Origin of the sequence: Pseudomonas sp. Xaverov 259, from assembly GCF_019352915.1 — a bacterium.
In the GTDB taxonomy this organism is placed as follows: Bacteria; Pseudomonadota; Gammaproteobacteria; order Pseudomonadales; family Pseudomonadaceae; genus Aquipseudomonas.
Genome location: NZ_JAAAFV010000023.1, coordinates 198166 through 223592 on the forward strand (window position 1 = coordinate 198166; position 25427 = coordinate 223592).

Annotated in this window: 22 protein-coding genes; 17 read left to right on the forward strand and 5 right to left on the reverse strand. The window is 60.4% G+C overall.

Annotated elements, in window-relative coordinates:
• Nucleotides 1–30 precede the first annotated feature (30 nt).
• Complete coding sequence (locus K0H48_RS08030) at nt 31–2925, reverse strand: ribonucleoside-diphosphate reductase subunit alpha (protein WP_219267055.1); 2895 nt, start codon at nt 2923–2925, stop codon at nt 31–33.
• Between the two features lie 551 nt (nt 2926–3476).
• Between K0H48_RS08030 and K0H48_RS08035 the strand changes: the two genes are divergently transcribed.
• Nucleotides 3477–4202 carry a response regulator gene (locus tag K0H48_RS08035; RefSeq protein ID WP_219267056.1) on the forward strand — a complete coding sequence of 242 codons (726 nt, stop codon included), beginning with the start codon at nt 3477–3479 and terminating at the stop codon, nt 4200–4202.
• Nucleotides 4199–5809: an ATP-binding protein gene (locus K0H48_RS08040; protein WP_219267057.1), complete on the forward strand. Its 1611-nt coding sequence runs from the start codon at nt 4199–4201 to the stop codon at nt 5807–5809. The genes K0H48_RS08035 and K0H48_RS08040 overlap by 4 nt, the downstream gene beginning before the upstream one ends.
• An 81-nt stretch (nt 5810–5890) precedes the next feature.
• Here K0H48_RS08040 and K0H48_RS08045 read toward each other — a convergent pair whose 3' ends face one another.
• Nucleotides 5891–6607, reverse strand: a complete 717-nt coding sequence (locus K0H48_RS08045) for a 4'-phosphopantetheinyl transferase (protein WP_219267058.1) — start codon at nt 6605–6607, stop codon at nt 5891–5893.
• A 138-nt stretch (nt 6608–6745) separates the two neighbouring features.
• Here K0H48_RS08045 and K0H48_RS08050 point away from each other — a divergent pair, with 138 nt between their 5' ends.
• From K0H48_RS08050 to K0H48_RS08060, 3 genes are read left to right on the forward strand one after another with little or no spacing between them, the layout of a single operon-like run.
• The gene (locus tag K0H48_RS08050; RefSeq protein WP_219267059.1) at nt 6746–7054 is read left to right on the forward strand and encodes a hypothetical protein; all 309 of its coding nucleotides are present in this window, start codon (nt 6746–6748) and stop codon (nt 7052–7054) included.
• Between the two features lie 18 nt (nt 7055–7072).
• Nucleotides 7073–7750 carry a response regulator gene (locus K0H48_RS08055; protein ID WP_017138377.1) on the forward strand — a complete coding sequence of 226 codons (678 nt, stop codon included), beginning with the start codon at nt 7073–7075 and terminating at the stop codon, nt 7748–7750.
• The gene (locus K0H48_RS08060; protein WP_138814225.1) at nt 7747–9093 is read left to right on the forward strand and encodes an ATP-binding protein; all 1347 of its coding nucleotides are present in this window, start codon (nt 7747–7749) and stop codon (nt 9091–9093) included. Before K0H48_RS08055 ends, K0H48_RS08060 begins: the two co-directional genes overlap by 4 nt.
• A 358-nt stretch (nt 9094–9451) precedes the next feature.
• On the opposite strand, the gene K0H48_RS08065 is transcribed toward K0H48_RS08060, so the two are convergent.
• Nucleotides 9452–10450 carry an AraC family transcriptional regulator gene (locus tag K0H48_RS08065; protein ID WP_219267060.1) on the reverse strand — a complete coding sequence of 333 codons (999 nt, stop codon included), beginning with the start codon at nt 10448–10450 and terminating at the stop codon, nt 9452–9454.
• Nucleotides 10451–10789: 339 nt separating this feature from the next.
• Between K0H48_RS08065 and K0H48_RS08070 the strand changes: the two genes are divergently transcribed.
• From K0H48_RS08070 to K0H48_RS08080, 3 genes are all read left to right on the forward strand, one after another.
• Nucleotides 10790–12121, forward strand: coding sequence for a dicarboxylate/amino acid:cation symporter (locus K0H48_RS08070; protein ID WP_017138374.1), 1332 nt, complete (start codon nt 10790–10792; stop codon nt 12119–12121).
• A 135-nt stretch (nt 12122–12256) separates the two neighbouring features.
• Complete coding sequence (locus K0H48_RS08075) at nt 12257–13243, forward strand: XdhC family protein (protein WP_219267061.1); 987 nt, start codon at nt 12257–12259, stop codon at nt 13241–13243.
• Nucleotides 13243–13830 (forward strand): NTP transferase domain-containing protein, encoded by a 588-nt coding sequence (locus K0H48_RS08080; protein WP_219267062.1) that lies wholly within the window; start codon nt 13243–13245, stop codon nt 13828–13830. The genes K0H48_RS08075 and K0H48_RS08080 overlap by 1 nt, the downstream gene beginning before the upstream one ends.
• A gap of 171 nt (nt 13831–14001) precedes the next feature.
• On the opposite strand, the gene rne is transcribed toward K0H48_RS08080, so the two are convergent.
• The gene (gene rne / locus K0H48_RS08085) at nt 14002–17205 is read right to left on the reverse strand and encodes a ribonuclease E (protein ID WP_219267063.1); all 3204 of its coding nucleotides are present in this window, start codon (nt 17203–17205) and stop codon (nt 14002–14004) included.
• A gap of 765 nt (nt 17206–17970) precedes the next feature.
• Between rne and rluC the strand changes: the two genes are divergently transcribed.
• From rluC to K0H48_RS08100, 3 genes are read left to right on the forward strand one after another with little or no spacing between them, the layout of a single operon-like run.
• Nucleotides 17971–18930 (forward strand): 23S rRNA pseudouridine(955/2504/2580) synthase RluC, encoded by a 960-nt coding sequence (gene rluC / locus K0H48_RS08090; RefSeq protein WP_071483181.1) that lies wholly within the window; start codon nt 17971–17973, stop codon nt 18928–18930.
• On the forward strand, nt 18917–19576 hold the full coding sequence (locus K0H48_RS08095; RefSeq protein ID WP_219267064.1) for an HAD-IA family hydrolase: 660 nt from the start codon (nt 18917–18919) through the stop codon (nt 19574–19576). The genes rluC and K0H48_RS08095 overlap by 14 nt, the downstream gene beginning before the upstream one ends.
• 24 nt (nt 19577–19600) lie before the next feature.
• Nucleotides 19601–20584 (forward strand): S49 family peptidase, encoded by a 984-nt coding sequence (locus K0H48_RS08100; protein WP_065929321.1) that lies wholly within the window; start codon nt 19601–19603, stop codon nt 20582–20584.
• Between the two features lie 136 nt (nt 20585–20720).
• Here K0H48_RS08100 and K0H48_RS08105 read toward each other — a convergent pair whose 3' ends face one another.
• A complete protein-coding gene (locus K0H48_RS08105) occupies nt 20721–21299 on the reverse strand; it encodes a nucleoside triphosphate pyrophosphatase (RefSeq protein WP_219267065.1) in 579 nt (192 codons plus the stop codon).
• A gap of 105 nt (nt 21300–21404) precedes the next feature.
• Here K0H48_RS08105 and K0H48_RS08110 point away from each other — a divergent pair, with 105 nt between their 5' ends.
• From K0H48_RS08110 to acpP, 6 genes are all read left to right on the forward strand, one after another.
• Nucleotides 21405–21935, forward strand: coding sequence for a YceD family protein (locus tag K0H48_RS08110; RefSeq protein ID WP_005790551.1), 531 nt, complete (start codon nt 21405–21407; stop codon nt 21933–21935).
• Nucleotides 21936–21948: 13 nt separating this feature from the next.
• Nucleotides 21949–22131, forward strand: coding sequence for a 50S ribosomal protein L32 (gene rpmF / locus K0H48_RS08115; RefSeq protein ID WP_008152339.1), 183 nt, complete (start codon nt 21949–21951; stop codon nt 22129–22131).
• A 4-nt stretch (nt 22132–22135) separates the two neighbouring features.
• A complete protein-coding gene (plsX, locus tag K0H48_RS08120; protein ID WP_219267066.1) occupies nt 22136–23146 on the forward strand; it encodes a phosphate acyltransferase PlsX in 1011 nt (336 codons plus the stop codon).
• Nucleotides 23147–23272: 126 nt separating this feature from the next.
• Nucleotides 23273–24211, forward strand: coding sequence for an ACP S-malonyltransferase (fabD, locus tag K0H48_RS08125; RefSeq protein ID WP_219267067.1), 939 nt, complete (start codon nt 23273–23275; stop codon nt 24209–24211).
• Nucleotides 24212–24232: 21 nt separating this feature from the next.
• Nucleotides 24233–24976 (forward strand): 3-oxoacyl-ACP reductase FabG, encoded by a 744-nt coding sequence (gene fabG, locus K0H48_RS08130; protein WP_219267068.1) that lies wholly within the window; start codon nt 24233–24235, stop codon nt 24974–24976.
• Between the two features lie 192 nt (nt 24977–25168).
• On the forward strand, nt 25169–25405 hold the full coding sequence (acpP, locus tag K0H48_RS08135) for an acyl carrier protein (protein ID WP_016973676.1): 237 nt from the start codon (nt 25169–25171) through the stop codon (nt 25403–25405).
• Nucleotides 25406–25427: the final 22 nt, after the last annotated feature.

The following is a 25427-nucleotide window of genomic DNA, read 5'->3' on the forward strand; positions in this document are numbered from 1 at the left end:
CTGGGCGTTCAAGCCCAGGACTCACTCAGCTTATTGGCAAGCTTCGCAATCCGGCTCGTCAATCGCGCAAGCCTTCGGCACTGGCGCCGGGCCGGCTGGCGCTGCAAGCACCGAATCATCACCGTGGTTGCCGCTGGAAACAGCGTTGAGCTTACCGGTGTTGATAGTCGACTTCTCGGTGCTGGTCGCGGCCAGGGCACGGAGGTAGTAAGTGGTTTTCAGGCCACGGTACCAGGCCATGCGGTAGGTCACGTCGAGTTTCTTGCCCGAAGCACCGGCGATGTACAGGTTCAGCGACTGCGCCTGGTCGATCCACTTCTGACGACGGCTGGCGGCGTCAACGATCCACTTGGTGTCCACTTCGAAGGCTGTCGCGTAGAGCTCTTTGAGTTCTTGCGGGATGCGCTCGATCTGCTGCACCGAACCGTCGTAGTACTTCAGGTCGTTGATCATGACCGAGTCCCACAGGCCGCGAGCCTTGAGGTCGCGAACCAGGTACGGGTTGATCACGGTGAATTCGCCCGACAGGTTCGATTTCACATACAGGTTCTGGTAGGTCGGTTCGATCGACTGCGATACGCCAGTGATGTTGGCGATGGTCGCGGTCGGTGCGATGGCCATGATGTTGGAGTTACGAATACCTTTCTGTACACGGGCACGTACCGGCGCCCAGTCCAGGGATTCTTCCAGGTCAACGTCGATGTACTTCTGGCCACGCTGCTCGATCAGGATCTGTTGCGAGTCCAGCGGCAGGATGCCTTTGGACCACAGCGAACCCTGGAACGTCTCGTAGGCGCCGCGCTCGTCGGCCAGGTCGCAGGAAGCCTGGATCGCGTAGTAGCTGACCGCTTCCATGGACTTGTCGGCGAACTCGACTGCAGCGTCCGAACCGTAAGGAATGTGCTGCAGGTACAGCGCGTCCTGGAAGCCCATGATGCCCAGGCCGACCGGGCGGTGCTTGAAGTTGGAGTTCTGCGCCTGTGGCACCGAGTAGTAGTTGATGTCGATCACGTTATCGAGCATGCGTACGGCGGTGTTGACGGTGCGTTCCAGCTTGGCGGTGTCCAGCTTGCCGTTGACGATGTGGTTCGGCAGGTTGATCGAGCCCAGGTTGCAAACGGCGATCTCGTCCTTGTTGGTGTTCAAGGTGATCTCGGTGCACAGGTTCGAGCTGTGGACCACGCCCACGTGCTGCTGCGGGCTGCGCAGGTTGCACGGGTCTTTGAAGGTCAGCCATGGGTGGCCGGTTTCAAACAGCATGGAGAGCATTTTGCGCCACAGGTCTTTGGCCTGGATGGTCTTGAACAGCTTGATCTTGCCTGGGTACTGGGACAGGGCTTCGTAGTACTCGTAACGCTCTTCGAAGGCCTTGCCGGTCAGGTCGTGCAGATCCGGTACTTCGGACGGCGAGAACAGGGTCCATTGGCCGTCATCGAAGACACGCTTCATGAACAGGTCAGGGATCCAGTTGGCGGTGTTCATGTCGTGGGTACGACGACGATCATCACCGGTGTTCTTGCGCAGCTCGATGAACTCTTCAATGTCCATGTGCCAGGTTTCCAGGTAGGCACACACAGCGCCTTTGCGCTTGCCACCCTGGTTGACCGCAACGGCGGTGTCGTTGACGACTTTGAGGAACGGCACAACGCCCTGGGATTTGCCGTTGGTGCCCTTGATGTACGAACCCAAGGCGCGAACCGGCGTCCAGTCGTTGCCCAGGCCGCCAGCGAATTTGGACAGCATGGCGTTGTCGTGGATCGCGTGGTAGATGCCCGACAGGTCATCCGGCACGGTGGTCAGGTAGCAGCTCGACAGCTGTGGACGCAGGGTACCGGCGTTGAACAGGGTTGGGGTCGACGACATGTAGTCGAAGGACGACAACAGGTTGTAGAACTCGATGGCGCGGTCTTCTTTGTGCTTCTCTTCGATTGCCAGGCCCATGGCCACGCGCATGAAGAACACTTGCGGCAGTTCGAAGCGCACACCGTCCTTATGGATGAAGTAACGGTCGTACAGGGTTTGCAGGCCCAGGTAGGTGAACTGCTGGTCGCGCTCGTGGTTGATCGCCTTGCCGAGTTTTTCCAGGTCGAAAGTGGCCAGGATCGGGTTCAGCAATTCGAATTCGATACCCTTGGCGATATAGGCCGGCAGCGCCTTGGCGTACAGGTCAGCCATTTCGTGGTGGGTGGCGCTGTCGGCCACGCCCAGGAAGCCCAGGCCTTCGGCACGCAGGGTGTCCATCAGCAGGCGCGCGGTCACGAACGAGTAGTTCGGCTCACGCTCAACCAGGGTACGGGCGGTCATCACCAGGGCGGTGTTGACGTCGGTCAGGGCTACGCCGTCGTACAGGTTTTTCAGGGTTTCGCGCTGGATCAGGTCACCGTCGACTTCTTCCAGGCCTTCGCAGGCCTCGGTGATGATGGTGTTCAGGCGGCCCAGGTCCAGCGGCGCAAAGCTGCCGTCGGCCAGGGTGATACGGATCGACGGGTGAGCGTGCACGGCCGCTTCTTCAGCCGGGGAGCGCACGGCGCGTTCCTTGGAACGGGCGTCACGGTAGATCACGTAGTCGCGCGCCACTTTCTGCTCGCCGGCACGCATCAGGGCCAGTTCGACCTGGTCCTGGATTTCTTCGATGTGGATGGTACCGCCCGATGGCATGCGACGCTTGAAGGTTGCGGTGACTTGTTCGGTCAGGCGGGCAACGGTGTCGTGAATGCGCGACGAAGCGGCAGCGGTGCCGCCTTCAACTGCAAGAAACGCTTTGGTGATGGCGACGGTGATTTTGTCATCGGTGTAAGGAACGACAGTGCCGTTACGCTTGATCACGCGCAGTTGGCCAGGTGCGGTGGCGGACAGATCCAGGTTCGAATCAGCGGCCTGCGGCACGGAGCCCTGCGGGTTCTCGCGAGTTGTGTCGGTTTGCATGGGGGGTTGTCTCCACGTTCTATATTTGATTGCGAGTGTCAGGCTCTTCCTGCAACACCCGTACCGTTTTCCATATCGGGGATGGGAAACAGCTGCCATCCGCGTGAGCGGTTTGGTCTACTGAAAATCGGTTGGTTCCATGCTGTGTAAGCAATAAAACGCTTGAGTTTTTAGCCACTTGTGTGGTTGGACGCTTTTATCAAAAACCCCACATGTAGGGTCTTTCAAGTCGTCTAGGTACAAGATAATGCGTTTTCGTAGGGTTGGCAACGCAGTAACCTGTGGATAACGCTGTGGGTAAAATGTGTAAGAAAGGTTGAATCGCTGTGTAGGCCGCATTACTGCTGGATTGAACCGTTTGTCTTTAAATGTTTCGGCTTTAAAACAACCTGCCGATTTTCGAAGGGCGCGAACCCTATCATAAAAATGGTGATCACCGAATGGATTCCCGGCTTGTGTTTGATGGCTGGCCCATGGCTACAATCGGCCTCTATAAAAAGAGGCAGTAGTGTGTTTGCTGCACATGACAATAATGAGAACCGAGGTAGCGCATGGAGCAAGAAGCCTGGCAGATATTGATCGTCGAGGACGACGAGCGATTGGCCGAGTTGACCCGTGATTACCTGGAGAGCAACGGCTTGCAGGTGTCCGTGGAGAGCGACGGCGCCCAGGCGGCGGCGCGCATCATCGCCGAACAACCAGACCTGGTGATCCTCGACCTGATGCTGCCCGGCGAGGACGGCCTGAGCATCTGCCGCAAAGTGCGTGAGCGCTATGACGGCGTGATTCTGATGCTCACCGCCCGCACCGACGACATGGACCAGGTACAAGGCCTGGACATGGGCGCCGACGACTATGTGTGCAAACCCGTGCGCCCGCGCCTGTTGCTCGCGCGTATCCAGGCGTTGTTACGGCGTAGCGAGCCGGCAATACCCGCCGCCGTGGAAAACCAGCGGCGCCTGCAATTCGGCCCACTGGTGGTGGACAACGCCCTGCGCGAAGCCTGGCTGCATGAAGGCAGCATCGAACTGACCAGTGCCGAGTTCGACCTGCTGTGGCTGCTGGTGGCGAATGCCGGGCGCATCCTGTCCCGCGAAGAAATCTTTATCGCCTTGCGCGGGGTTGGCTACGACGGCCAGGACCGCTCCATCGACGTGCGCATCTCGCGTATCCGGCCCAAAATCGGCGACGACCCGATTCACCCGCGGCTGATCAAGACCATCCGCAGCAAAGGCTACTTGTTCGTGCCTGAAGCTGCCGCCGACATGCCGCTGTGAACTCGATCTTCCTGCGCATCTACGGCGGCATGTGCGCGGCGCTGATCCTGGTGGCGTTGCTCGGCGTGCTGGCCTTGCACCTGCTCAATGAAGTGCGCAGCGGCCAGTACCGTGAGCGCCTGGCCCACGGCACCTTTGCGCTGATGGGCGACAACCTGCAACCCATGAGCCCCATCGAGCGCCAGCGCGCCCTGGCGGTGTGGGAGCGCTTGCTCGGCATTCCCCTGGAATTGCGGCCGTTGGCGGACGCGCAGTTGGACCTGACCCAGCGCAACCGCCTGCAACGTGGCCAGGTGCTGGTGGAACAGACCGGCCCGCATGCCGCGCGCGTGCTGCGCCTGGTCAGCGAACAGTCGCAACTGGTGCTCACCGGTGAAGTGCAGCAGATCAGCGAGCAACTGGCGCGTGCGACGATTTACCTGCTGGCTGACGAACTGGTGCGTTTCCCGGTGGCCGAGCAGCCGCAACGCCTGGCGGACATAAAAGAGGCCAAGGGCTTTGGTTTTGAGATGCACCTGATGACATTGGATCAGGCAGATATGGATGACGACCAGCGCCGCCGCGTCGCGGAGGGCGACACGGTGATGGCGCTGGGCAAGGGCGGTGACTCCATTCGCGTATTCGCCGGCATGGTCGGCACGCCGTGGGTGCTGGAAATCGGCCCGCTGTATCAAATGAACCCGTACCCGCCGCAGTGGCTGATCCTGATCGCGTTGATCAGCCTCACGCTGATCGGTTTGATCGTCTATTTATTGGTGCGCCAGCTTGAGCGCCGCCTCAAAGGCCTGGAGGCGGCGGCCACGCGCATTGCCAAAGGCAACCTGGAAGTGCGCGTACCGGCACGTGGCGCCGATTCAGTAGGGCGTTTGGCCGCCGCCTTCAACGGCATGGCCGAGCACTTGCAGCAATTGCTGGCGATCCAGCGCGAACTGGTGCGCGCCGTCTCCCACGAATTGCGCACCCCGGTGGCGCGCCTGCGTTTCGGCCTGGAGATGATCGGCGACGCCGCCACACCAGAAGCGCGGCGTAAATATATGGAAGGCATGGACAGCGATATCCAGGACCTCGACGGCCTGGTCGACGAAATGCTCACCTACGCCCGCCTGGAGCAAGGTGCGCCGGAGCTGAATTTCCAGCGGGTCGACCTCGATGCCTTGCTCGATCAGGTAATCGGCGAATTATCGCCACTGCGCCCGCAGGTCAGTGTCACCCGGGGTATCTGCCTGTCATCGGCGCATTGGGATGACGCCTGGGTCGACGCCGAGCCGCGTTACCTGCACCGTGCCCTGCAAAACTTGGTGGGCAATGCGATGCGCCATGCCCAGGGCCGGGTGCTGATCAGTTATCAAGTGGGCCAGGTGCGTTGCCGCATTGATGTGGAGGATGACGGGCCGGGCGTGCCGGAAAGCGCCTGGGAGCGGATATTCACGCCCTTTTTGCGTCTGGACGACAGTCGCACGCGAGCTTCAGGCGGGCATGGTCTGGGTTTGTCGATTGTGCGGCGGATTATTTATTGGCATGGCGGGCGGGCGTTGATCAGCAAGAGCAACAACCTGGGTGGGGCGTGCTTTAGTCTGAGTTGGCCCAGGGATCAGGATAAAACATAAGGCCGCCATCGCAGGCAAGCCAGCTCCCACATTTGGAATGCGTTCCCCTGTGGGAGCTGGCTTGCCTGCGAAGGTGGTAGTTCAGGCGCCGATAGCCACCAAACTCAACAACTGCTCCCCCTCCAGCGCAAACTGCCCCTCCAACTCCTTGCCATAACACCACTCAGCAGACAGATCCGTCAGCAACCGCAACCTCACGCGCCCAGCCTGCGACCACTCAAGCACCTCGGCATGCTCAAAGTAGAAGCGCTTCTGCACAATCGGGTAGAGCGCCTTGAACAGGCTTTCCTTAACCGAAAACGTCAGCGTCACCAACAAGGCAACCTGTTCGCGCGGCACAGACGCCATGCGCAGCAGCTCGTCGGCGGTGAGAATCTCCCCAGCCAAACGTTCCGCTCGTTCCAGTGACAGCACGTTTTCGAGGTCCATCCCCAGCCCGCGCCATTGCGCCTTGTGCCCGACAATCGCCGCTGCGTGCCCGGTGCTGTGGGTAATGGAGCCGCTGATATGCCCAGGCCACACCGGCGCACGGTCGTCGCCGATGGCGGGCACGCAATCCAGATGGTCAAGCTGTTGCAGCGCTGCACGGGCGCACAGGCGACCCGCCAGGAACTCCGCCTGGCGCTTGGCCACCGAGCGCTGAATGCTGGCGGGTGGCGGCACAGCGCTGCGCTGGAAGTCATCGGCGAGCAGCAAGGCCGGGTCGAATCGCGTGCTCAAGAACACCGTGCCCGGCAGCGGGATGGGCAGTGGCCAGTGGGCATTGAGCGGGGTGCAGCAAGCGGGTAGAGGCGTCATGCGCGGTATTTTGCGTCAGTTGGCGCGCCGGTGGATAGCCCGTAACGGTTCAGGCCCGGTTCAGAGCCCGTTCAGGGGGAGTTCAGGGGCGCCTGCGTAGTCTGGCTTCAACAGCCAAAACGCGTAGAGGTAAGCCCCATGACTGCGATCAAAAAGCTGATTCTGGCCTTAAGCATGCTCGGCGCCACTGCCGGGGTTCAGGCTTCGGACGGTGCTTTTGCCGCTTTCGGCAGCGAGAAAACCAGGAAATCCAGCAACCTGATCCAACGTGTGAGCTTCGAAGAAGTGGGCAGCCACGCCGCGCCCTGGGGCCAATCTTTGGGCATGACCCTGCCGCAACCAGCCTACCGTACCGGCTACGAACACCTGACGGGCCAATACAATGGCATTAAACTGCGCCCGCAAGACTTGCAGGGCCGCTATGATATCCCCCTGTCGGACAGTTGAATCGCCTTGGAGAGCCTTATGAAATTGCTGGTCGTGGAAGATGAGGCGCTGCTGCGCCATCACCTGTTCACCCGCCTGACCGACAGCGGCCATGTGGTCGAAGCCGTGGCCAATGCCGAGGAGGCCCTGTATCAGACCGGCCAATTCAACCATGACCTGGCGATTATCGACCTGGGCCTGCCCGGCATGGGCGGCCTGGACCTGATCCGCCAACTGCGCAGCCAGGCCAAGACGTTCCCGATCCTGATCCTCACCGCGCGCGGCAACTGGCAGGACAAGGTCGAAGGCCTGGCCGCCGGTGCCGACGATTACGTGGTCAAGCCGTTCCAGTTCGAAGAGCTGGAGGCGCGCATGAACGCCTTGCTGCGCCGCTCCAGTGGGTTTACCCAATCGACCATCGTCGCCGGGCCGTTGCTGCTGGACCTCAATCGCAAGCAAGCCTCGCTGGATGAGCAACCGCTGGCGCTGACGGCCTACGAGTACCGGATTCTCGAATACCTGATGCGTCACCATCAGCAGGTGGTCGCCAAAGACCGCTTGATGGAACAGCTCTACCCCGATGACGACGAGCGTGATCCGAACGTGATCGAAGTGCTGGTCGGGCGCCTGCGCCGCAAGCTGGAAGGCCCGGCCGGGTTCAAGCCGATCGACACCGTGCGTGGCCTGGGCTACCTGTTCAATGAGCGCTGCCGTTGATTCGCTCGCTACGTGTGCGCTTGATGCTCGCGGCCACCACCCTGGCTGTGCTGTTTATGCTGGGTTTGTTGCCCGCGATGCAAGGCGCGTTCAGCCTGGCGCTGCAGGATTCCATCGAGCAGCGCCTGGCCTCGGACGTCACCACGCTGATTTCCGCCGCGCGGGTCGAAAACAACCGCCTGTTGATGCCGGCGCAGTTGCCGGACGAACGCTTCAACCTCACAGACAGTCGCCTGCTCGGTTACATCTACGACCGTGAAGGCCATCTGGTGTGGCGCTCGCGGGCGACCCAGGAAGAAAACATCAACTACAAGCCGCGCTACGACGGGCGCGGCAATGAATTTGCGCGGATTCGCGAAGCCAATGGCCAGGAGTTCTTCGTGTATGACGTCGAGGTCAAGCTGCTGGGCGGCAAGAGCGCGGCGTTCAGTATCGTCGCGCTGCAACCGGTGCGTGAATACCAACTGACCCTCGAAGGCCTGCAGGAAAACCTCTACCTGGGTTTCGGCGCAGCCTTGCTCGTATTGTTGACGTTGTTGTGGCTGGGCCTGACTTGGGGCTTGCAAGCCTTGCGGCGCTTGAGCCAGGAGCTTGACCAGATCGAAGGCGGCACCCGCGAAAGCCTCACCGAAGAACACCCGCGCGAACTGCTGCGCCTGACCGGCTCGCTCAACCGTTTGCTGCACAGCGAGCGCGAGCAACGGGCGCGCTACCGCGACTCCCTCGACGATTTGGCCCACAGCCTGAAAACTCCGCTGGCGGTGTTGCAGGGCGTGAGCGAAGACATGGCCCAGCGCCCGGAAGAGCGCGGCCAGGCCTGGGTGCTGCAATCGCAGATCGAACGCATGAGCCAACAGATCGGCTACCAGTTGCAGCGCGCCAGCCTGCGCAAAAGCGGCCTGGTGCGTCACCAGGTGCGCCTCGAACCGGTACTGCAAAGCCTGTGCGACACGCTGGACAAGGTTTACCGCGACAAGCGCGTGACCGTGACCTTCGAGTTGCCGCCCGAGTGTGATGTGCCGATCGAGAAGGGCGCCTTGCTGGAAATGCTTGGCAACCTGCTGGAAAACGCCTATCGCCTGTGCCTGAGTGAAGTGCGCATCAGCCTGACGGAGAACCTTGAAGGTACTGAGTTGTGCATCGAAGATGACGGCCCTGGCGTGCCGCCCGATCAGCGTGCGCGGATTCTGCAAAGGGGCGAGCGGCTGGACCGTCAACATCCGGGGCAGGGTATCGGCTTGGCGGTGGTCAAGGACATCATTGAAAGCTACAACGCGCGTTTGACCCTGGGTGACTCACCGTTGGGTGGCGCGGCGTTCAAGATTCACTTTCCGGCAGCTTGATCTTAATTGCCCTTACCGGCCCCATCGCAGGCAAGCCAGCTCCCACCTTTTTGATTGTGTGAACCCGTTCAACTGTGGGAGCCGGGCTTGCCCGCGATGAGCATAGGTATCTATACAACTTCTGAAGGCAGTCAATTTCTCCTGTGGCGAGCAGGCTTGCCCTGCGTTGGGCCGCGAAGCGGCCCCAAACCCAGACACTGAGTTCTTTCAGGAAAATTGCAGTGCCTTTACTGGGGCTGCTTCGCAGCCCAACGCAGGGCAAGCCTGCTCGCCACAACAGCTCACTGGCCACGGACTTCGTGTTAACCGGTTGTGTAGATACCTATGCCGCGATGAGGCCCGCCCAGGCACTACACTTCTAACTCTCCTGCGCGCGGTAAGCCCCCGGCGTCAGCCCCGTCCACTTCTTGAACGCCCGGTGAAACGCCGACGGTTCAGAGAACCCCAATTGCTCGGCAATCTCCTGCAGCGACAAATCCGCACGCCCCAAGTGATAAATGGCGATGTCCCGCCGCAACTCATCCTTGAGCGCCTGAAAGCTGGTGCCTTCCTCACGTAAATGGCGGCGCAGGGTTTGCGGGCTGATGTGCAGGTGCTGGGCGACGGCTTCCAGGTCCGGCCAGGGCGTGCGGTCGCGGCTGAGCAGGCGACGCAGTTGGCTGCTTAAACTGTCGCCTTCATCCGGGCGCGACAACAGGTCGGCGGGTGAGCGCTCGAGAAAGTGCTTGAGGGTGCGCTCGTCCTGCAGCAACGGCAGAGCCAGGTAACGAGCGGGAAATACCAGGCTGCTGTTCGGCGCGTCGAATACCTGAGGGCAGGGGAACAGCAAATCATATTCGCCCGCATGAGCCGGCATCGGGTAGCTGAACGTGGCCTGTTGCAGCCGGATGCGCTGGCCGATCAGCCAACTGCCGAGGCGATGCCAGATCACCAGCAGGCACTCGCTGAGGAAGTGGTCCGGGTCCCACAATTGCGAATCGTCCAGTCTCAAGCGGGCCATGTCGCCTTCTCTGCTCAGCTGCCAGCGCGGACCCTGCGGGAATAGGCTATAAAATAATAAGCCGCGTTCCAGAGCCTTCTCCAGGGTGCGGCAGTGAATCAGCGCGTGGCACATCATGGCGAAGGTGCCGCGCTTGCTCGGGCCTTCGGCAAACCCCAGGTATTCGTCGTCCAGCGCCAGCCACAGCATCTGCAGCAGCCGGGTAAATTGCTCCGGGGCGATGCGGGCGCGGGGTTCGCTCAGCAGCTCCGGGGTGATGCCCACTTGCAGCAGCAGGCCCGAATAGTCGTAACCCGCGCGGCGCGCACCGCCCAGGGCGGCGCGGGCGTAGTGACTGGCGATGGTACGTTCACGCATGTGAGGGCCTCGTCCATGGAGTGGCGGATGTTAGCCATCACCGGCTGGGGCGACAAGGCGGATATCCGCCAAATTGTAGGACGAGATTGGGTGGGTGGGCGGAATTCCGCCACCTCATCCACAGTGTCGATGACGTGGTGCGTGGCCTCGGCCCTGATGTCTAAAGGCCTTCAGGGCTTTTTAGCAAAGTGGCACGGCGTTTGCGATAAGAACTACAGCGCAGGCTTGTTCCTACAGACCTCGCAAACAACAAATCCCTCCAGTGCAGGAGGGTTCGCAATTCAAGTGTCGTGGGCAATGGCGGATCTTTGCCACACGGTGCGATTGAGGAACTTTGCAATGACGACTCGTCAGCCAATCTACAAATCCCTGTATTTCCAGGTGATCGTCGCAATCGTTATCGGTATTTTGCTCGGTCACTTCTACCCGCAGACCGGCGTGGCCCTCAAGCCACTGGGTGACGGCTTTATCAAGCTGATCAAAATGGTCATTGCGCCGATCATCTTCTGCACCGTTGTCAGCGGCATCGCTGGTATGCAAAGCATGAAATCGGTGGGCAAAACCGGCGGCTACGCGCTGCTGTACTTCGAAGTTGTTTCCACCATCGCCCTGCTGATCGGCCTGATCGTCGTCAACGTCGTGCAACCGGGCGCCGGCATGCACATCGACGTAGCGACCCTGGACGCCTCCAAAGTCGCGGCCTACGTGACCGCCGGTGCAGACCAGAGCGTGGTTGGCTTTATCCTCAATGTGATCCCCAACACCATCGTCGGTGCCTTCGCCAACGGCGACATCCTGCAAGTGCTGATGTTCTCGGTGATCTTCGGTTTCGCCCTGCATCGCCTGGGTGCCTACGGCAAGCCGGTGCTGGACTTCATCGATCGCTTCGCCCACGTGATGTTCAACATCATCAACATGATCATGAAGCTCGCGCCAATCGGTGCCCTGGGCGCCATGGCGTTCACCATCGGTGCCTACGGCGTAGGTTCGCTGGTGCAGTTGGGTCAGCTGATGATCTGCTTCTACATCACCTGCATCCTGTTCGTGGTGGTAGTGCTGGGCGCCATCTGCCGCGCCCACGGTTTCAGCGTGTTGAAGCTGGTTCGTTACATCCGTGAAGAGCTGTTGATCGTACTGGGTACTTCCTCCTCCGAGTCCGCACTGCCACGCATGCTGATCAAGATGGAGCGTCTGGGCGCGAAGAAATCCGTAGTAGGCCTGGTGATTCCGACCGGCTACTCCTTCAACCTCGACGGTACTTCGATTTACCTGACCATGGCTGCCGTGTTCATCGCCCAGGCGACTGACACCCACATGGACATCACCCACCAGATCACCCTGCTGCTGGTGCTGCTGCTGTCCTCCAAAGGCGCTGCAGGTGTGACCGGTTCGGGCTTCATCGTACTGGCTGCCACCCTGTCGGCCGTCGGCCACTTGCCGGTTGCCGGTCTGGCGCTGATCCTGGGTATCGACCGCTTCATGTCCGAAGCCCGCGCACTGACCAACCTGGTGGGTAACGCGGTTGCCACCATTGTTGTGGCCAAGTGGGTTAAAGAACTGGACACCGACAAGCTGCACAGCGAGTTGGCATCCGGCGGCACTGGTATCTCCGATACCCGTCCGGAAGATGACCTGGGCGTGGCCGAAGGCCCTGCTCCTGCTATCAAGTAAATTGCCCAGGGTGTGAACAACACCCAACGCCTGCAAACGCCCCGACTGGTTCGGGGCGTTTGCGTTTCTGACGTGGCGCTTTGGGTTTTGCTTGCTTTACAGTAAGTAAATACTTCATCCGCTGTAGGAGACCTGATGGACAGTGTGGATCTGAATGTCCTGCGCAGCGTGCTCGAATGGCGCCGCGCCGGGCACCGAGTAGTGTTGTACAGCGTGGTCCAGACCTGGGGCAGCGCGCCACGCCCGCCGGGGGCGATGCTGGCCTTGCGTGGCGATGGCGTGGTGATCGGCTCGGTGTCGGGCGGTTGCATCGAAGATGACCTGATCGCGCGCTTGCAGGATGGCCGCTTGCCGGAGGATGGCCCGCCGGTGCAGTTGGTCACCTACGGCGTCACCCGCGATGAGGCGGCGCGTTTCGGCTTGCCCTGCGGCGGCACGTTGCGCCTGACTGAGGAACGCGTGGATGAATTTGGCTGGGTCTCGCAACTGTTGGCGCGCTGTGAAGACCACCAGATTGTCGCGCGTGAGCTGGACCTGAGCAGTGGCACGGTCACCTTGAGCGGTGCGGCCAAGACCGATGTCGTGACCTTTGATGGTGAGCGCCTGCGGGCTATCTACGGCCCGCGTTGGCGGTTGCTGCTGATCGGTGCGGGGCAGCTGTCACGCTACGTGGCTGAAATGGCGCGCTTGCTGGATTTTGAAGTGCTGATCTGCGACCCGCGCGAAGAGTTCGTCTACGGCTGGGAAGAACAACATGGCCGCTTTGTGCCCGGCATGCCGGATGAGGCGGTACTGAATATCCAGACGGATGAACGCACGGCTATCGTCTGCCTGACGCACGATCCCCGATTGGACGATATGGCGCTGCTGACGGCGCTCGACTCATCGGCGTTCTACATTGGCGCCCTCGGTTCGCGGGTCAATACCCAGAAACGCCGGGAAACCCTGGCGGCGCTGGGGTTGTCGGCGGAGGCGATCGCACGTCTGCATGGGCCGATCGGGCTGCATATTGGTAGCCATACACCGGCGGAAATTGCCTTGTCACTGATGGCGGAAATTGTCGCGATCAAGAATGGTGTTGCGCCAATGCAGAAGAAACCAATGCCTGTGGTGGCTGAGTAATGGTCACGGCGATTGTGCTGGCAGCCGGGCAGGGCAGTCGTTTTCGCGCTGAGGCCGGCGCCGATCAAGACAAGTTGCTGGCCGATTGCGTAGGCATCGATGGTGTGACACGGCCCGTGATTGAGCAGGTTTTGGTGGGCTTGCCCGAGTGCATCGTCAAGCGCTGGCTCGTCACCTCGCCCGACCGCCTGGCCGTTATTCGGTTGGCCAAGGCGTATGGCTGTGAAGTCTTGTTGCTGGACTCGTCAGGTATGGGCGACAGCATCGCGGCAGCCGTCGCAGCCAGTGGTGAAGCCGATGGTTGGTTGGTGGTGTTGGGGGATATGCCGTTTATTCAATCGTTGACCATTGAACAGGTGATTGATGCGGTCCAGGACGATGGCATCAGTGTTGCGGTGCAGGCGGGTAAATACGGGCATCCGGTGGCTTTTGGCCGGGCGCTGGGGCCGCGACTGATGGCATTGAACGGTGATCGTGGTGCAAAGCCGTTATTTGCCCAGGCGGTGGTGCGGGAAGTGAGAGTGGAGGATCCCGGTGTGCTGTGGGATGTGGACCTGCCGCAAGCATTGAGTTTCGGCGCTGACTAAATGTGGGAGCGGGCTTGCTCGCGAAAGCGGTGCATCAGCCACCAGATTTATTGGCTGACACTCTGCATTCGCGAGCAAGCCCGCTCCCACATTCGATCTCCTGCTGCTTCCAAACCGCATAAAAAAGCCCCGCCTGATCACTCAGGCGGGGCTTTTTAGTGGCGGATGGAATCAGACGAGGGGTTTCGGCTCGTGCTCTTCTTCCAGGGCCTTGTGCTCAACCACGGCTTCAACAACCGGGGCTGGAGCCTCGACTGCTTCGGCAGCTGGTGCGGCAGCGGCTGCAGCAGCGGCGGCTTCAGCCTCCTTGCGACGACGACGCACTTCACGTGGGTCGTTCGGCGCACGACCGTTTTCGGTCAGGGCGCTGGCAGGAGCGGCTTCAACCACAGGCGCTGCGACTTCGGCAGTCACTGGTGCTTCAACAACTACGGGCGCTTCAACCACGGGTGCAGGCTCAACCACTGGGGCTGGTTCGGCAACCACTTCGGCAACTGGTGCAGGCGCTTCTTCTACCACAGGGGCAGGTGCTGGCGCTTCAACCGGTGCAGCTGGCTCGGCAGTCCACTGGAAGGCGGTCTGTTCTTCGCGAACTTCACGCACTACCGGGGCAGCTTCTTCGACAAGCGGCGCTTCAACGACGGCTTCAACCACTGGCTGAGGCTCGGCAACCGGTGCAGGCTCGACAGCAGCCACTTCGACTTCTGGCTGAACGTCGCGCACTTCACGCACTGGCGAGGCAACTTCCACTTCCGGAACCACTGGGGCTTCGATCGGGGTAATGGCTTCGACAACTGGCGCTTCAACCACTGGCGTCGGGGCAACCGGTGCTTCTACAGCCGCTGTTTCTTCAACAGCAGCGGTAGCGCGTTCAGCTTGCTCATGCGCCTGGGCTTCAGCCGGTGCGCTGATCACGCTGCTGGCAACGGCGGCGGTCACAGCCAGGCCGGCCGCCAGTTCGGCGCCCGTCGGTTCTGCGGTTGCCGCTTCGCCGTTCTCGCCGTTCTCTTCCGAGCCTTCGATCACATTGCCGTTGGCGTCACGCTGACGCTCGCGACGGTTGCTGCGACGACGCTGGCCACGGGAGCGGCGGCGTGGACGATCGCCTTCGGCGTTGTCCTGGCCGTCTTCCTGCAGTTGCTCTTCACCGGTCAGCACTTCTTCTTCGCTGGCAGCAGCGGCTTGCTCGGCACGTGGTTGACGCTCTTCACGCGGCTGGCGCGGCTGGCGCTCTTCACGTGGGGCGCGTTCTTCACGCGGCTGGCGAGCCGGGCGTTCTTCGCTGACGGCTTCGGCAGCCACGGCAGCCACCGCGGCTACTGCCGGTGCAGCGTCCAGCGGCTCGCGCAGCTCACGCACACGTTCTTCACGCTCGCCACGTGGCTTGCGGTCTTCACGTGGAGCGCGCGGAGTACGCGGCGCGCGCTCTTCGCGCGGTGCACGTTCTTCACGGGCTACGGTTGGGGTTTCTTCACGGGCTTCGCGAGGTGCGCGCTCTTCACGCGGTGCGCGTTCTTCACGTGGAGCACGTTCTTCGCGCGGCTTGCGCTCTTCGTCGCGGCGACCGTTGCGGTTACGGCTTTGCTGACGACCGTTGCGACGCTCTTCGTTACGGGCTGGGCGCTCGGTGGCTGGTTTTTCAACCACAACCGGCGCAGCAGGTTCTTCTTTGCTGGCGAACAGGCTGACCAGCGACTTTACCAGGCCCTTGAACAGGCTTGGCTCAGGCATGGCGGCCGGTGCGGCAACCGGTGCGGCCACTTCAGCTGGGACCGGTGCGTTGGCACGCGCCGGTGCCGTCTTCACGGCGGCTTCCTGGCGAACCAGAGTACGGGTCGCAGCGGCTGGCTGGACTTCTTCCACTTCGGAAGCGGCAGCAGCGATTTCGTAGCTGGATTGGCCGCTGTGGGCTTCCGGGCTGTCATCACGCAGGCGTTGCACTTCGAAGTGCGGCGTCTCGAGGTGATCGTTCGGCAGGATGACGATACGGGCACGGGTGCGCAGTTCGATCTTGGTGATCGAGTTGCGTTTTTCGTTAAGCAGGAACGCTGCCACCGGGATCGGCACTTGCGCGCGGACTTCGGCGGTGCGGTCTTTCAGGGCTTCTTCTTCGATCAGGCGCAGGATCGCCAGCGATAGCGATTCAACGTCACGGATAATGCCTGTGCCGTTGCAACGCGGGCAGACGATGCCGCTGCTCTCGCCCAGGGATGGACGCAGGCGCTGACGGGACATTTCCAGCAGGCCGAAGCGCGAGATACGGCCGACCTGTACGCGGGCACGGTCAGCTTCCAGGCATTCGCGGACTTTTTCTTCCACGGCGCGCTGGTTCTTGGCCGGGGTCATGTCGATGAAGTCGATCACGATCAGGCCGCCGATGTCACGCAGGCGCAGCTGGCGGGCGATTTCTTCAGCCGCTTCCAGGTTGGTCTGCAGGGCGGTTTCTTCGATGTCGCTGCCTTTGGTGGCGCGCGCCGAGTTGATGTCGATGGACACCAGGGCTTCGGTCGGGTCGATTACGATGGAGCCGCCGGAAGGCAGTTCGACCACGCGCTGGAAGGCGGTCTCGATCTGGCTTTCGATCTGGAAACGGTTGAACAGCGGAACGCTGTCTTCGTACAGCTTGATCTTGCTGGCGTACTGCGGCATCACCTGGCGGATGAAGGTCAGGGCTTCGTCCTGGGCTTCAACGCTGTCGATCAGTACTTCGCCGATGTCCTGGCGCAGGTAATCGCGAATGGCGCGGATGATCACGTTGCTTTCCTGGTAGATCAGGAATGGCGCGGAACGATCCAGGGACGCTTCTTTGATAGCAGTCCACAGTTGCAGCAGGTAGTCGAGGTCCCACTGCATTTCTTCGCTGCTGCGGCCTAAGCCTGCAGTGCGCACGATCAGGCCCATGTCGGCCGGAGCAATCAGGCCGTTCAGCGCTTCACGCAGTTCGTTGCGTTCTTCGCCTTCGATGCGACGGGAAATACCGCCGGCACGTGGGTTGTTCGGCATCAGCACCAGGTAACGGCCGGCCAGGGAGATGAAGGTGGTCAGGGCAGCGCCCTTGTTGCCACGTTCTTCTTTTTCGACCTGAACGATGACTTCCTGGCCTTCGCTCAGGACGTCCTTGATGTTCACGCGGCCTTCAGGGGCTTTTTTGAAGTATTCGCGGGAGATTTCTTTGAGGGGCAGGAAGCCGTGGCGCTCGGAGCCGAAATCGACAAAGGCAGCCTCAAGGCTTGGTTCGATGCGAGTAATACGGCCTTTATAAATGTTGGCCTTCTTTTGCTCGCGCGCACCGGATTCGATGTCCAGGTCATAGAGGCGTTGGCCATCTACCAGTGCAACACGCAACTCTTCGGGTTGAGTTGCGTTAATCAGCATTCTTTTCATGTTGTACCGTCGGTTTCCGGGCTGCCGGAAACGGCGTTCGGCACACACGACTTCTCACGGTCGGTGTCAGGTGCGTCAAGAGTGGTTGGCCACTCCAGTGTCCAGCAATAACGAGCCAATTGGGCCGGTATCGCGACGGACGCGTCCTGCTTGTTAGCGGTGGTGACAAAGGCACCACTTCAACAAAAGCTAAGGTCAGGAGGAGGAATCAACCGGCGACTGTGGACGAGATGAAGCGTCTTATAAGCCTAATGCTACACGGTCCGACGGTTGTGCATCTCCACCCTACACGTATCCCTGATAATTCGGGTGCTGCCGCGCGCAGAATCCGCAGCGGGTTGGCATTTACCGTGTACTCCAATGGGGAGTCCACGCTCATGGCTAAACAAGACTAGGTGTGGGCGACTGCGCTCTCACTCAGCTCTTAACAGGCGTTGTTTCCGAAGCATTCGCCATGGTCTGGCTCAAGACTGACTGCACTTTGTGAACTGGCCGTAAATATCGGCGCAGAACGCGAGTATTCACTCTGCTTTCTGCACTCGCTTCAGGCCTCATGTCACCTGCGCTTGTTACAATCCTGAGCCTTCCAGGGTGGCGAAAGCCCCGTAGGACGGCCTCGCGTCCTGATGAATTGCGATGGTCAGGGCCGGCAGTTTGCCGCAAGTCCTCTGCCCAGGCCGCTTTTGGCGGCGTTCGCGACTATAGCAGCAATGATTAAGTGCTTCAATTCCATAAAAAATTGTTATCATCGCCGCCATGACGACTACCGCCCCCCAGACCCCCAGCGTCCAGCTGCTCGAGGTCTCGCCGGAATATGCCGGCCAACGCATCGACAATTTTCTCCTGGCCAGGCTCAAAGGCGTGCCCAAGACCTTGATTTACCGCATCTTGCGTAAAGGCGAAGTGCGCGTTAACAAGGGCCGGATCAAGCCCGAGTACAAGCTGCAGGCGGGCGATATCGTCCGTGTGCCGCCGGTGCGCGTGCCTGAGCGTGACGAGCCGGTGCCATTGGCCCAAGGCCTGTTGCAGCGCCTTGAGGCCTCGATTGTCTTCGAAGACAACAAACTCATCGTGATCAACAAGCCCTGCGGTATCGCGGTGCATGGTGGCAGCGGCTTGACGTTCGGCGTGATCGAAGCCTTCCGTCAGTTGCGCCCGGACGCCAAGGAGCTGGAGTTGGTCCACCGCCTGGACCGTGACACGTCCGGCCTGTTGATGATCGCCAAGAAACGTAGCATGTTGCGCCACCTGCACACCGCCCTGCGTGGCGATGGCGTGGACAAACGCTACATGGCGTTGGTGCGGGGCAACTGGGCCAGCTCGATCAAGAGCGTGCGCGCGCCGTTGCAGAAGAGCAACCTGCGCTCCGGCGAGCGTATGGTCGAGGTGGACGAGGAGGGCAAAGAAGCCCTGACCCTGTTCAAGGTACTGCGCCGCTTCGGCGACTTTGCCACAATGGTCGAGGCCAAGCCTGTGACCGGGCGTACCCACCAGATTCGCGTGCACACCCTGCATGCGGGCCACTGCATCGCCGGCGACACCAAGTACGGCGATGAGGATTTCTCCAAGGAAATTCGCGACCTGGGCGGCAAGCGTCTGTTCCTGCACGCCTACATGCTCACCGTGCCGCTGCCCGATGGCGGCGAGCTGAAGTTGCAGGCGCCGGTCGATGAGATGTGGGCCAAGACCGTGGAGCGTTTGAGTGTCGCACCCTGACTACAAGCTGCTGATTTTTGATTGGGACGGCACGCTGTGCAATTCCATTGGGCGGATCGTCGACTCAATGCACGCGGCGTCGACCCGTTCGGGTTTCGAGTTGTGCACTGATCTGGCGGTAAAAGGCATTATTGGCCTGGGTCTGCCTGAGGCGATCCGTACCTTGTACCCGCAGATCAGCGATGCGCAACTGGTGACCTTCCGTGACCATTACGCCGATCACTACATAGCGCTGGAGGCCACACCTTCGCCGCTGTTTGACGGTGTAAGGCAAGCCCTGGAGGCCTTTCGCGCCGAGGGTTATCACTTGGCCGTGGCCACCGGCAAGGCCCGTCGCGGGCTGGATCGAGTGCTCAAGGCGCACGGCTTTGAAGATTATTTCGACATCACCCGTGCGGCGGATGAAACCGCCAGCAAACCTCACCCTCTGATGCTGGAGCAGATCCTGGCGCATTGCGGCGTAGCGCCGCGTCAGGCGTTGATGGTGGGTGATGCTTCCTTCGACCTGATGATGGCGCGCAACGCCGGCATGGACAGCGTGGCGGTCAGCTATGGTGCCCAGGCAGCCGAAGCCTTGCAGCCATACGAGCCCAGGCTGACGATTGATCATTTTTCTGAACTGCAGGCCTGGCTCCGCCGGGCCTGATAAGTCTTTGCTGGGGTTAATGGCATGAGTGACGAGTGGAAAGCGCCCGAAAAGGCCGAAAGCGGTGATGATAAAAGCTGGAAACTGTTGGAGAAGACCCTGCTGGCCAGTGTCCAGGAACAGCGCCGTGCGCGGCGTTGGGGGATTTTCTTCAAGCTGCTGACGTTTATCTGGCTTATCGCCATGCTGGCGTTGTTCAGCCCGCTGATGGACATGGAAAAAAGCGCCACCCGTAGCAACAACTACACCGCCTTTATCGACGTGAACGGGGTGATTGCCGACAAGGAGTCCGCCAGCGCCGATAATATCGTCGGCGGCCTGCGTGCAGCCTTCGAAGACCCCAAGGTCAAGGGCGTGATCCTGCGCATCAACAGCCCAGGCGGCAGCCCTGTGCAGTCGGGCTACGTGTATGACGAGATTCGCCGCCTGCGCGGGCTGCACCCGGACATCAAGCTGTACGCAGTGATTTCCGACCTGGGCGCCTCGGGTGCCTATTACATCGCCAGCGCCGCTGACCAGATCTACGCTGACAAGGCCAGCCTCGTCGGTTCAATTGGTGTGACAGCGGCCGGTTACGGCTTTGTTGGCACCATGGAGAAGCTGGGTGTGGAACGTCGTACCTACACGTCGGGCGAGCACAAGTCGTTCCTGGACCCGTTCCAGCCACAAAAGGCCGATGAAACCCAGTTCTGGCAGGGCGTGCTCGACACCACCCATCGTCAGTTCATTGCCAGCGTGAAGCAGGGGCGCGGTGATCGTCTGAAAGATAAAGACCATCCTGAGCTGTTCTCCGGCCTGGTGTGGTCCGGTGAGCAGGCGTTGCCACTGGGCTTGATCGATGGCCTGGGCAGTGCCAGTTCGGTGGCGCGCGATGTGATTGGCGAGAAGGAGCTGGTGGACTTCACTGTTCAGGAATCGCCGTTTGATCGCTTCTCCAAAAAGCTGGGCGCCAGTGTGGCGGAGAAGCTGGCCTACTACATGGGCTTCCAAGGCCCGACGCTGCGCTGAAACCTCAGCTTTGCCGTAGTTCAAAAATGTGGGAGCGGGCTTGCCCGCGATAGCGGTGGATCAGTCGACATTGAAAATGACTGGCCCACCGCTATCGCAGGCAAGCCAGCTCCCACATTTGGTTTTGGGGTAGGGTCTAGGGGATTTGCACGCCTTCAGCCAGCAACATATCCACCAGTCGAATCAGCGGCAGGCCGATCAGGCTGGTCGCATCCGGCCCTTCGGTACTCTGAAACAGGCTCACGCCCAACCCTTCAGCCTTGAAGCTGCCTGCGCAGTCATAGGGCTGTTCCACACGCAAATAACGCTCGATGCGCTCCACACTCAGTTCGCGCATCTGCACGGTAAACGGCACGCAATCTACCTGGCAGTGGCCCGTCTCACTGTTGAGCAGCGCCAGGCCGGTCAAAAAGCTCACGCGTTTACCACTGGCCGCCAGCAATTGCTCGCGGGCGTTTTCAAAGGTGTGAGGTTTGCCGATAATGCGGCCATCGAGTGCGGCAACCTGATCGGAGCCGATAATCAAATGCCCTGGATGGCTGGCGGCGAGGGCGCGGGCTTTTTCTTCGGCCAGGCGCTTTACCAGGTCGATGGCGGATTCATTTGCACGATGGCTTTCGTCGATATCCGGCGAGCTGCAGGTGAACGGCAGGTGCAGGCGACTCAGCAATTGCCGGCGATAAACCGAGCTGGATGCGAGTAATAAAGGCAGCATGGGCGTCTCCTCAAGGCGGTCGCAGATTCTAGCGACGTGACCGGCTGACGCACAGGGCTGAATTTCCTTTGACATGGCTGGGTGCATCCCTATAATGCTGCGCCTATGTTGAATGACCCGATTCCACCTCACGTTGACCCGCGCAAATTGGCTGATCGTGGCACCACCCTTCAAGGTGAAGTGCTGCTGGCCGATTTGGAGAGACTCTGCGACCCGCTTTCCGACACTGTCGGTACGGTGCAGGCTAAATTCGTTTTTGAACGAGATGAACGTAAATCTGTGGTAATTCACAGCTTTATCGACACCGAAGTCAAAATGGTTTGCCAGCGTTGTCTTGAGCTGGTCACCCTGCCGATCCACAGCGAATGCAGTTATGCTGTGGTGAAAGAGGGTGCGAATACCCAGTCGTTGCCGAAAGGTTATGACGTGCTGGAACTGGGCGAAGATCCATTGGATCTGCATGCACTGATCGAGGAGGAGCTTTTGCTCGCCTTGCCCATTGTGCCTGCTCATCATCCGGAAGAATGCCAGCAGCCGGAGGGTCTCGATGACGAGGCCGAGCCGAGCGAGGACGAGGTAACGCGGTCCAACCCGTTCAGTGTATTGGCGCAGTTAAAGCGTGACCCAAACGTTTAGGAGTTAATCAATTATGGCTGTTCAGCAGAACAAAAAATCCCGCTCTGCCCGTGACATGCGTCGTTCGCACGACGCCCTGACGGCAAGCACTCTGTCCGTAGAAAAAACCACCGGTGAAATTCACCTGCGTCACCACGTATCGCCAGAAGGCGTATACCGTGGCCGTAAAGTGATCGACAAGGGCGCTGACGAGTAATCACTTGTCTGCTCAAGTCATCGCGATTGACGCAATGGGCGGGGACTTCGGTCCCCGCAGCATTGTTCAGGCTTGCATTGCCAGCCTGTGTGCTACGCCCTCGCTGCACCTGACCCTCGTCGGTCAACCCTCCTTACTTGAAGAATTGATTGCCAGCCATCCGGCGGTGGATCGCGCACGCCTGACAATTACTGCGGCCAGCGAAACCATCGGCATGGATGAAAAGCCCGCGACGGCCTTGCGTGGCAAGCCCGACTCTTCAATGCGAGTGGCCCTTGAACTGTTGCGTGATGGCAAGGTGCAAGCCTGTGTCAGTGCCGGCAATACCGGGGCGTTGATGGCGTTGTCGCGTCATGTGCTCAAGACGTTGCCGGGGATTGATCGGCCGGCGATGGTGGCGGCGATTCCGACGCAGAAAGGTTATTGCCAGCTACTGGACCTGGGTGCAAACGTGGATTGCAGTGCCGAGCACCTGCTGCAATTCGCCGTGATGGGGTCGGTGGCCGCTGAAGCGTTGGGTGTGGCCCGGCCACGCGTGGCGTTGCTCAACATCGGCACCGAGGACATCAAGGGCAACCAGCAGGTCAAGCTGGCTGCTGCCTTGTTGCAGGGCGCACGGGGCTTGAACTACATCGGTTTTGTCGAAGGTGACGGTTTGTACCGAGGTGAGGCAGATGTGGTGGTGTGCGACGGGTTTGTCGGCAATATCCTGCTCAAGTCCAGCGAAGGCCTGGCGACCATGATCGCCACGCGTATCGAAGCCTTGTTCAAGCAGAACCTGGTCTCACGCATGGTCGGCGCGCTGGCGTTGCCGTTGATGCGCCGTCTGCAGGCAGACCTGGCGCCGGCACGGCATAATGGCGCGAGTTTTCTGGGGTTGCAGGGCATTGTGGTAAAAAGCCACGGCTCGGCCGGTGTGCAGGGCTTTCAAAGTGCGATTGCGCGAGCGTTGATCGAGATCCAGGAAAACCTGCCGCAACGTTTGCACGGGCGTCTTGAGGACCTGTTGCCTTAGGCGAATCGGCCCGGGAGTGCTTAAATGTGACCGGCCAGTTCAATTGACCATCCAATCTGTCAGTTTCGTTCGCGCCCACCGTCGGTGCGAGCATTTTTGACGACCAGATCATTAGGGGCTTGTTACATGTCTACATCCCTCGCATTCGTCTTTCCAGGGCAGGGTTCGCAGTCCCTCGGCATGTTGGCCGAGCTGGGCGCGCAACATCCGCTGATCCTGGAAACCTTCAAGGAAGCTTCCGATGCCCTGGGTTACGACCTGTGGGCACTGACCCAGCAGGGGCCGGAAGAGCAACTCAATCAAACCGATAAAACCCAGCCGGCGATCCTGACCGCCTCCATCGCCCTGTGGCGCTTGTGGTTGGCCGAGGGCGGTGCACGCCCGGCTTACGTGGCCGGTCACAGCCTGGGCGAGTACAGCGCTTTGGTGGCCGCCGACAGCCTGACCCTCGCTGAAGCGGTCAAGCTGGTCGAGCGCCGTGGTCAGTTGATGCAAGAGGCTGTTCCAGCCGGGCAGGGCGGCATGGCCGCTATCCTTGGTCTGGACGACGCTGTGGTGATTGAGGCGTGTGCCGAAGCAGCCCAGGGCGAAGTGGTCAGCGCAGTGAACTTCAACTCCCCTGGCCAGGTGGTCATCGCGGGCGCCAAAGCGGCTGTCGAGCGCGCCATTGAGGGCTGCAAGGCCCGTGGTGCGAAGCGCGCCTTGCCGTTGCCGGTGAGCGTGCCGTCGCACTGCGAGCTGATGCGCCCGGCTGCCGAGCGTTTTGCCGAGTCCATCGCCGCCATCAATTGGCAGGCGCCGCAGATTCCGCTGGTGCAGAACGTCAGTGCGGCCGTTGCCGCCGACCTCGACACCCTCAAGCGCGACCTGCTGGAGCAGCTCTACAAGCCGGTACGCTGGGTTGAGTCGGTACAGACCCTGGCTGCCAATGGCGCCACTGAGCTGGTCGAGTGCGGCCCGGGCAAAGTCCTGGCCGGCCTGAACAAGCGCTGCGCCGACGGCGTGTCGACTGTCAACCTCAATACCCCGGATGCCTTCGCTGCCGCGCGCGCGGCACTGGCCTGAAACCCTTTAGGAGAAGCCTGCATGAGTCTGCAAGGTAAAGTTGCACTGGTTACTGGCGCAAGCCGTGGCATTGGCCAGGCGATCGCCCTGGAACTGGGCCGTCAAGGCGCCGTCGTGATCGGCACCGCCACTTCCGCTTCGGGCGCTGAGCGTATTGCCGCGACGTTGAAGGAAAACGGCGTACACGGCACCGGCCTTGAGCTGAATGTGACCAGCGACGAGTCGGTTGCTGCGGTGCTGGCTGAAATCACTGCACAGTTCGGCGCACCGGCTATTCTGGTGAACAACGCCGGTATCACCCGTGACAACCTGATGATGCGCATGAAAGACGACGAGTGGTACGACGTGGTCGATACCAACTTGAACAGTCTGTTTCGCCTGTCCAAGGGCGTTTTGCGCGGCATGACCAAGGCGCGTTGGGGTCGAATTATCAATATTGGCTCCGTAGTGGGTGCCATGGGCAACGCAGGCCAAGTAAACTACGCAGCGGCCAAGGCCGGTCTGGAAGGTTTCAGCCGTGCATTGGCCCGTGAAGTCGGTTCGCGTTCGATTACGGTCAACTCGGTGGCCCCAGGGTTCATCGACACCGATATGACTCGCGAACTGCCGGAAGCACAGCGTGAAGCGTTGCTGACCCAGATTCCGCTGGGCCGTCTGGGCCAGGCTCAAGAGATCGCAAATGTGGTCACTTTCCTGGCATCCGACGGTGCGGCATACGTGACTGGGGCTACAATCCCGGTGAACGGCGGGATGTACATGAGTTAAATTGTGACGGATCGCTTCAAAAAAATGTCATACGAGCTGTCTAAAATCCGTTATAAAGCTGCAACTTAATTTATAGGCAGGTGGCCGGTCGGGTACGAGGGTGAAGCTTTCAGTTGAAAAGCTGAAAAGGCTTTCTATACACTTACCCACTGGCCAGCTGCCTGAATTTGTCCATTAGGAGTTAAACAAGGTATGAGCACCATCGAAGAGCGCGTCAAGAAAATCGTTGCCGAGCAACTGGGCGTTAAAGAAGAAGAAGTGACCAACTCCGCTTCCTTCGTTGAAGACCTGGGTGCCGATTCCCTTGACACCGTTGAGCTGGTGATGGCTCTGGAAGAGGAATTCGAGACCGAAATCCCGGACGAAGAAGCTGAAAAAATCACTACTGTTCAAGCTGCTATCGACTACGTTACTGCCCACCAGGCGTAATAGTTTGTAGTCGTCGCTTGCT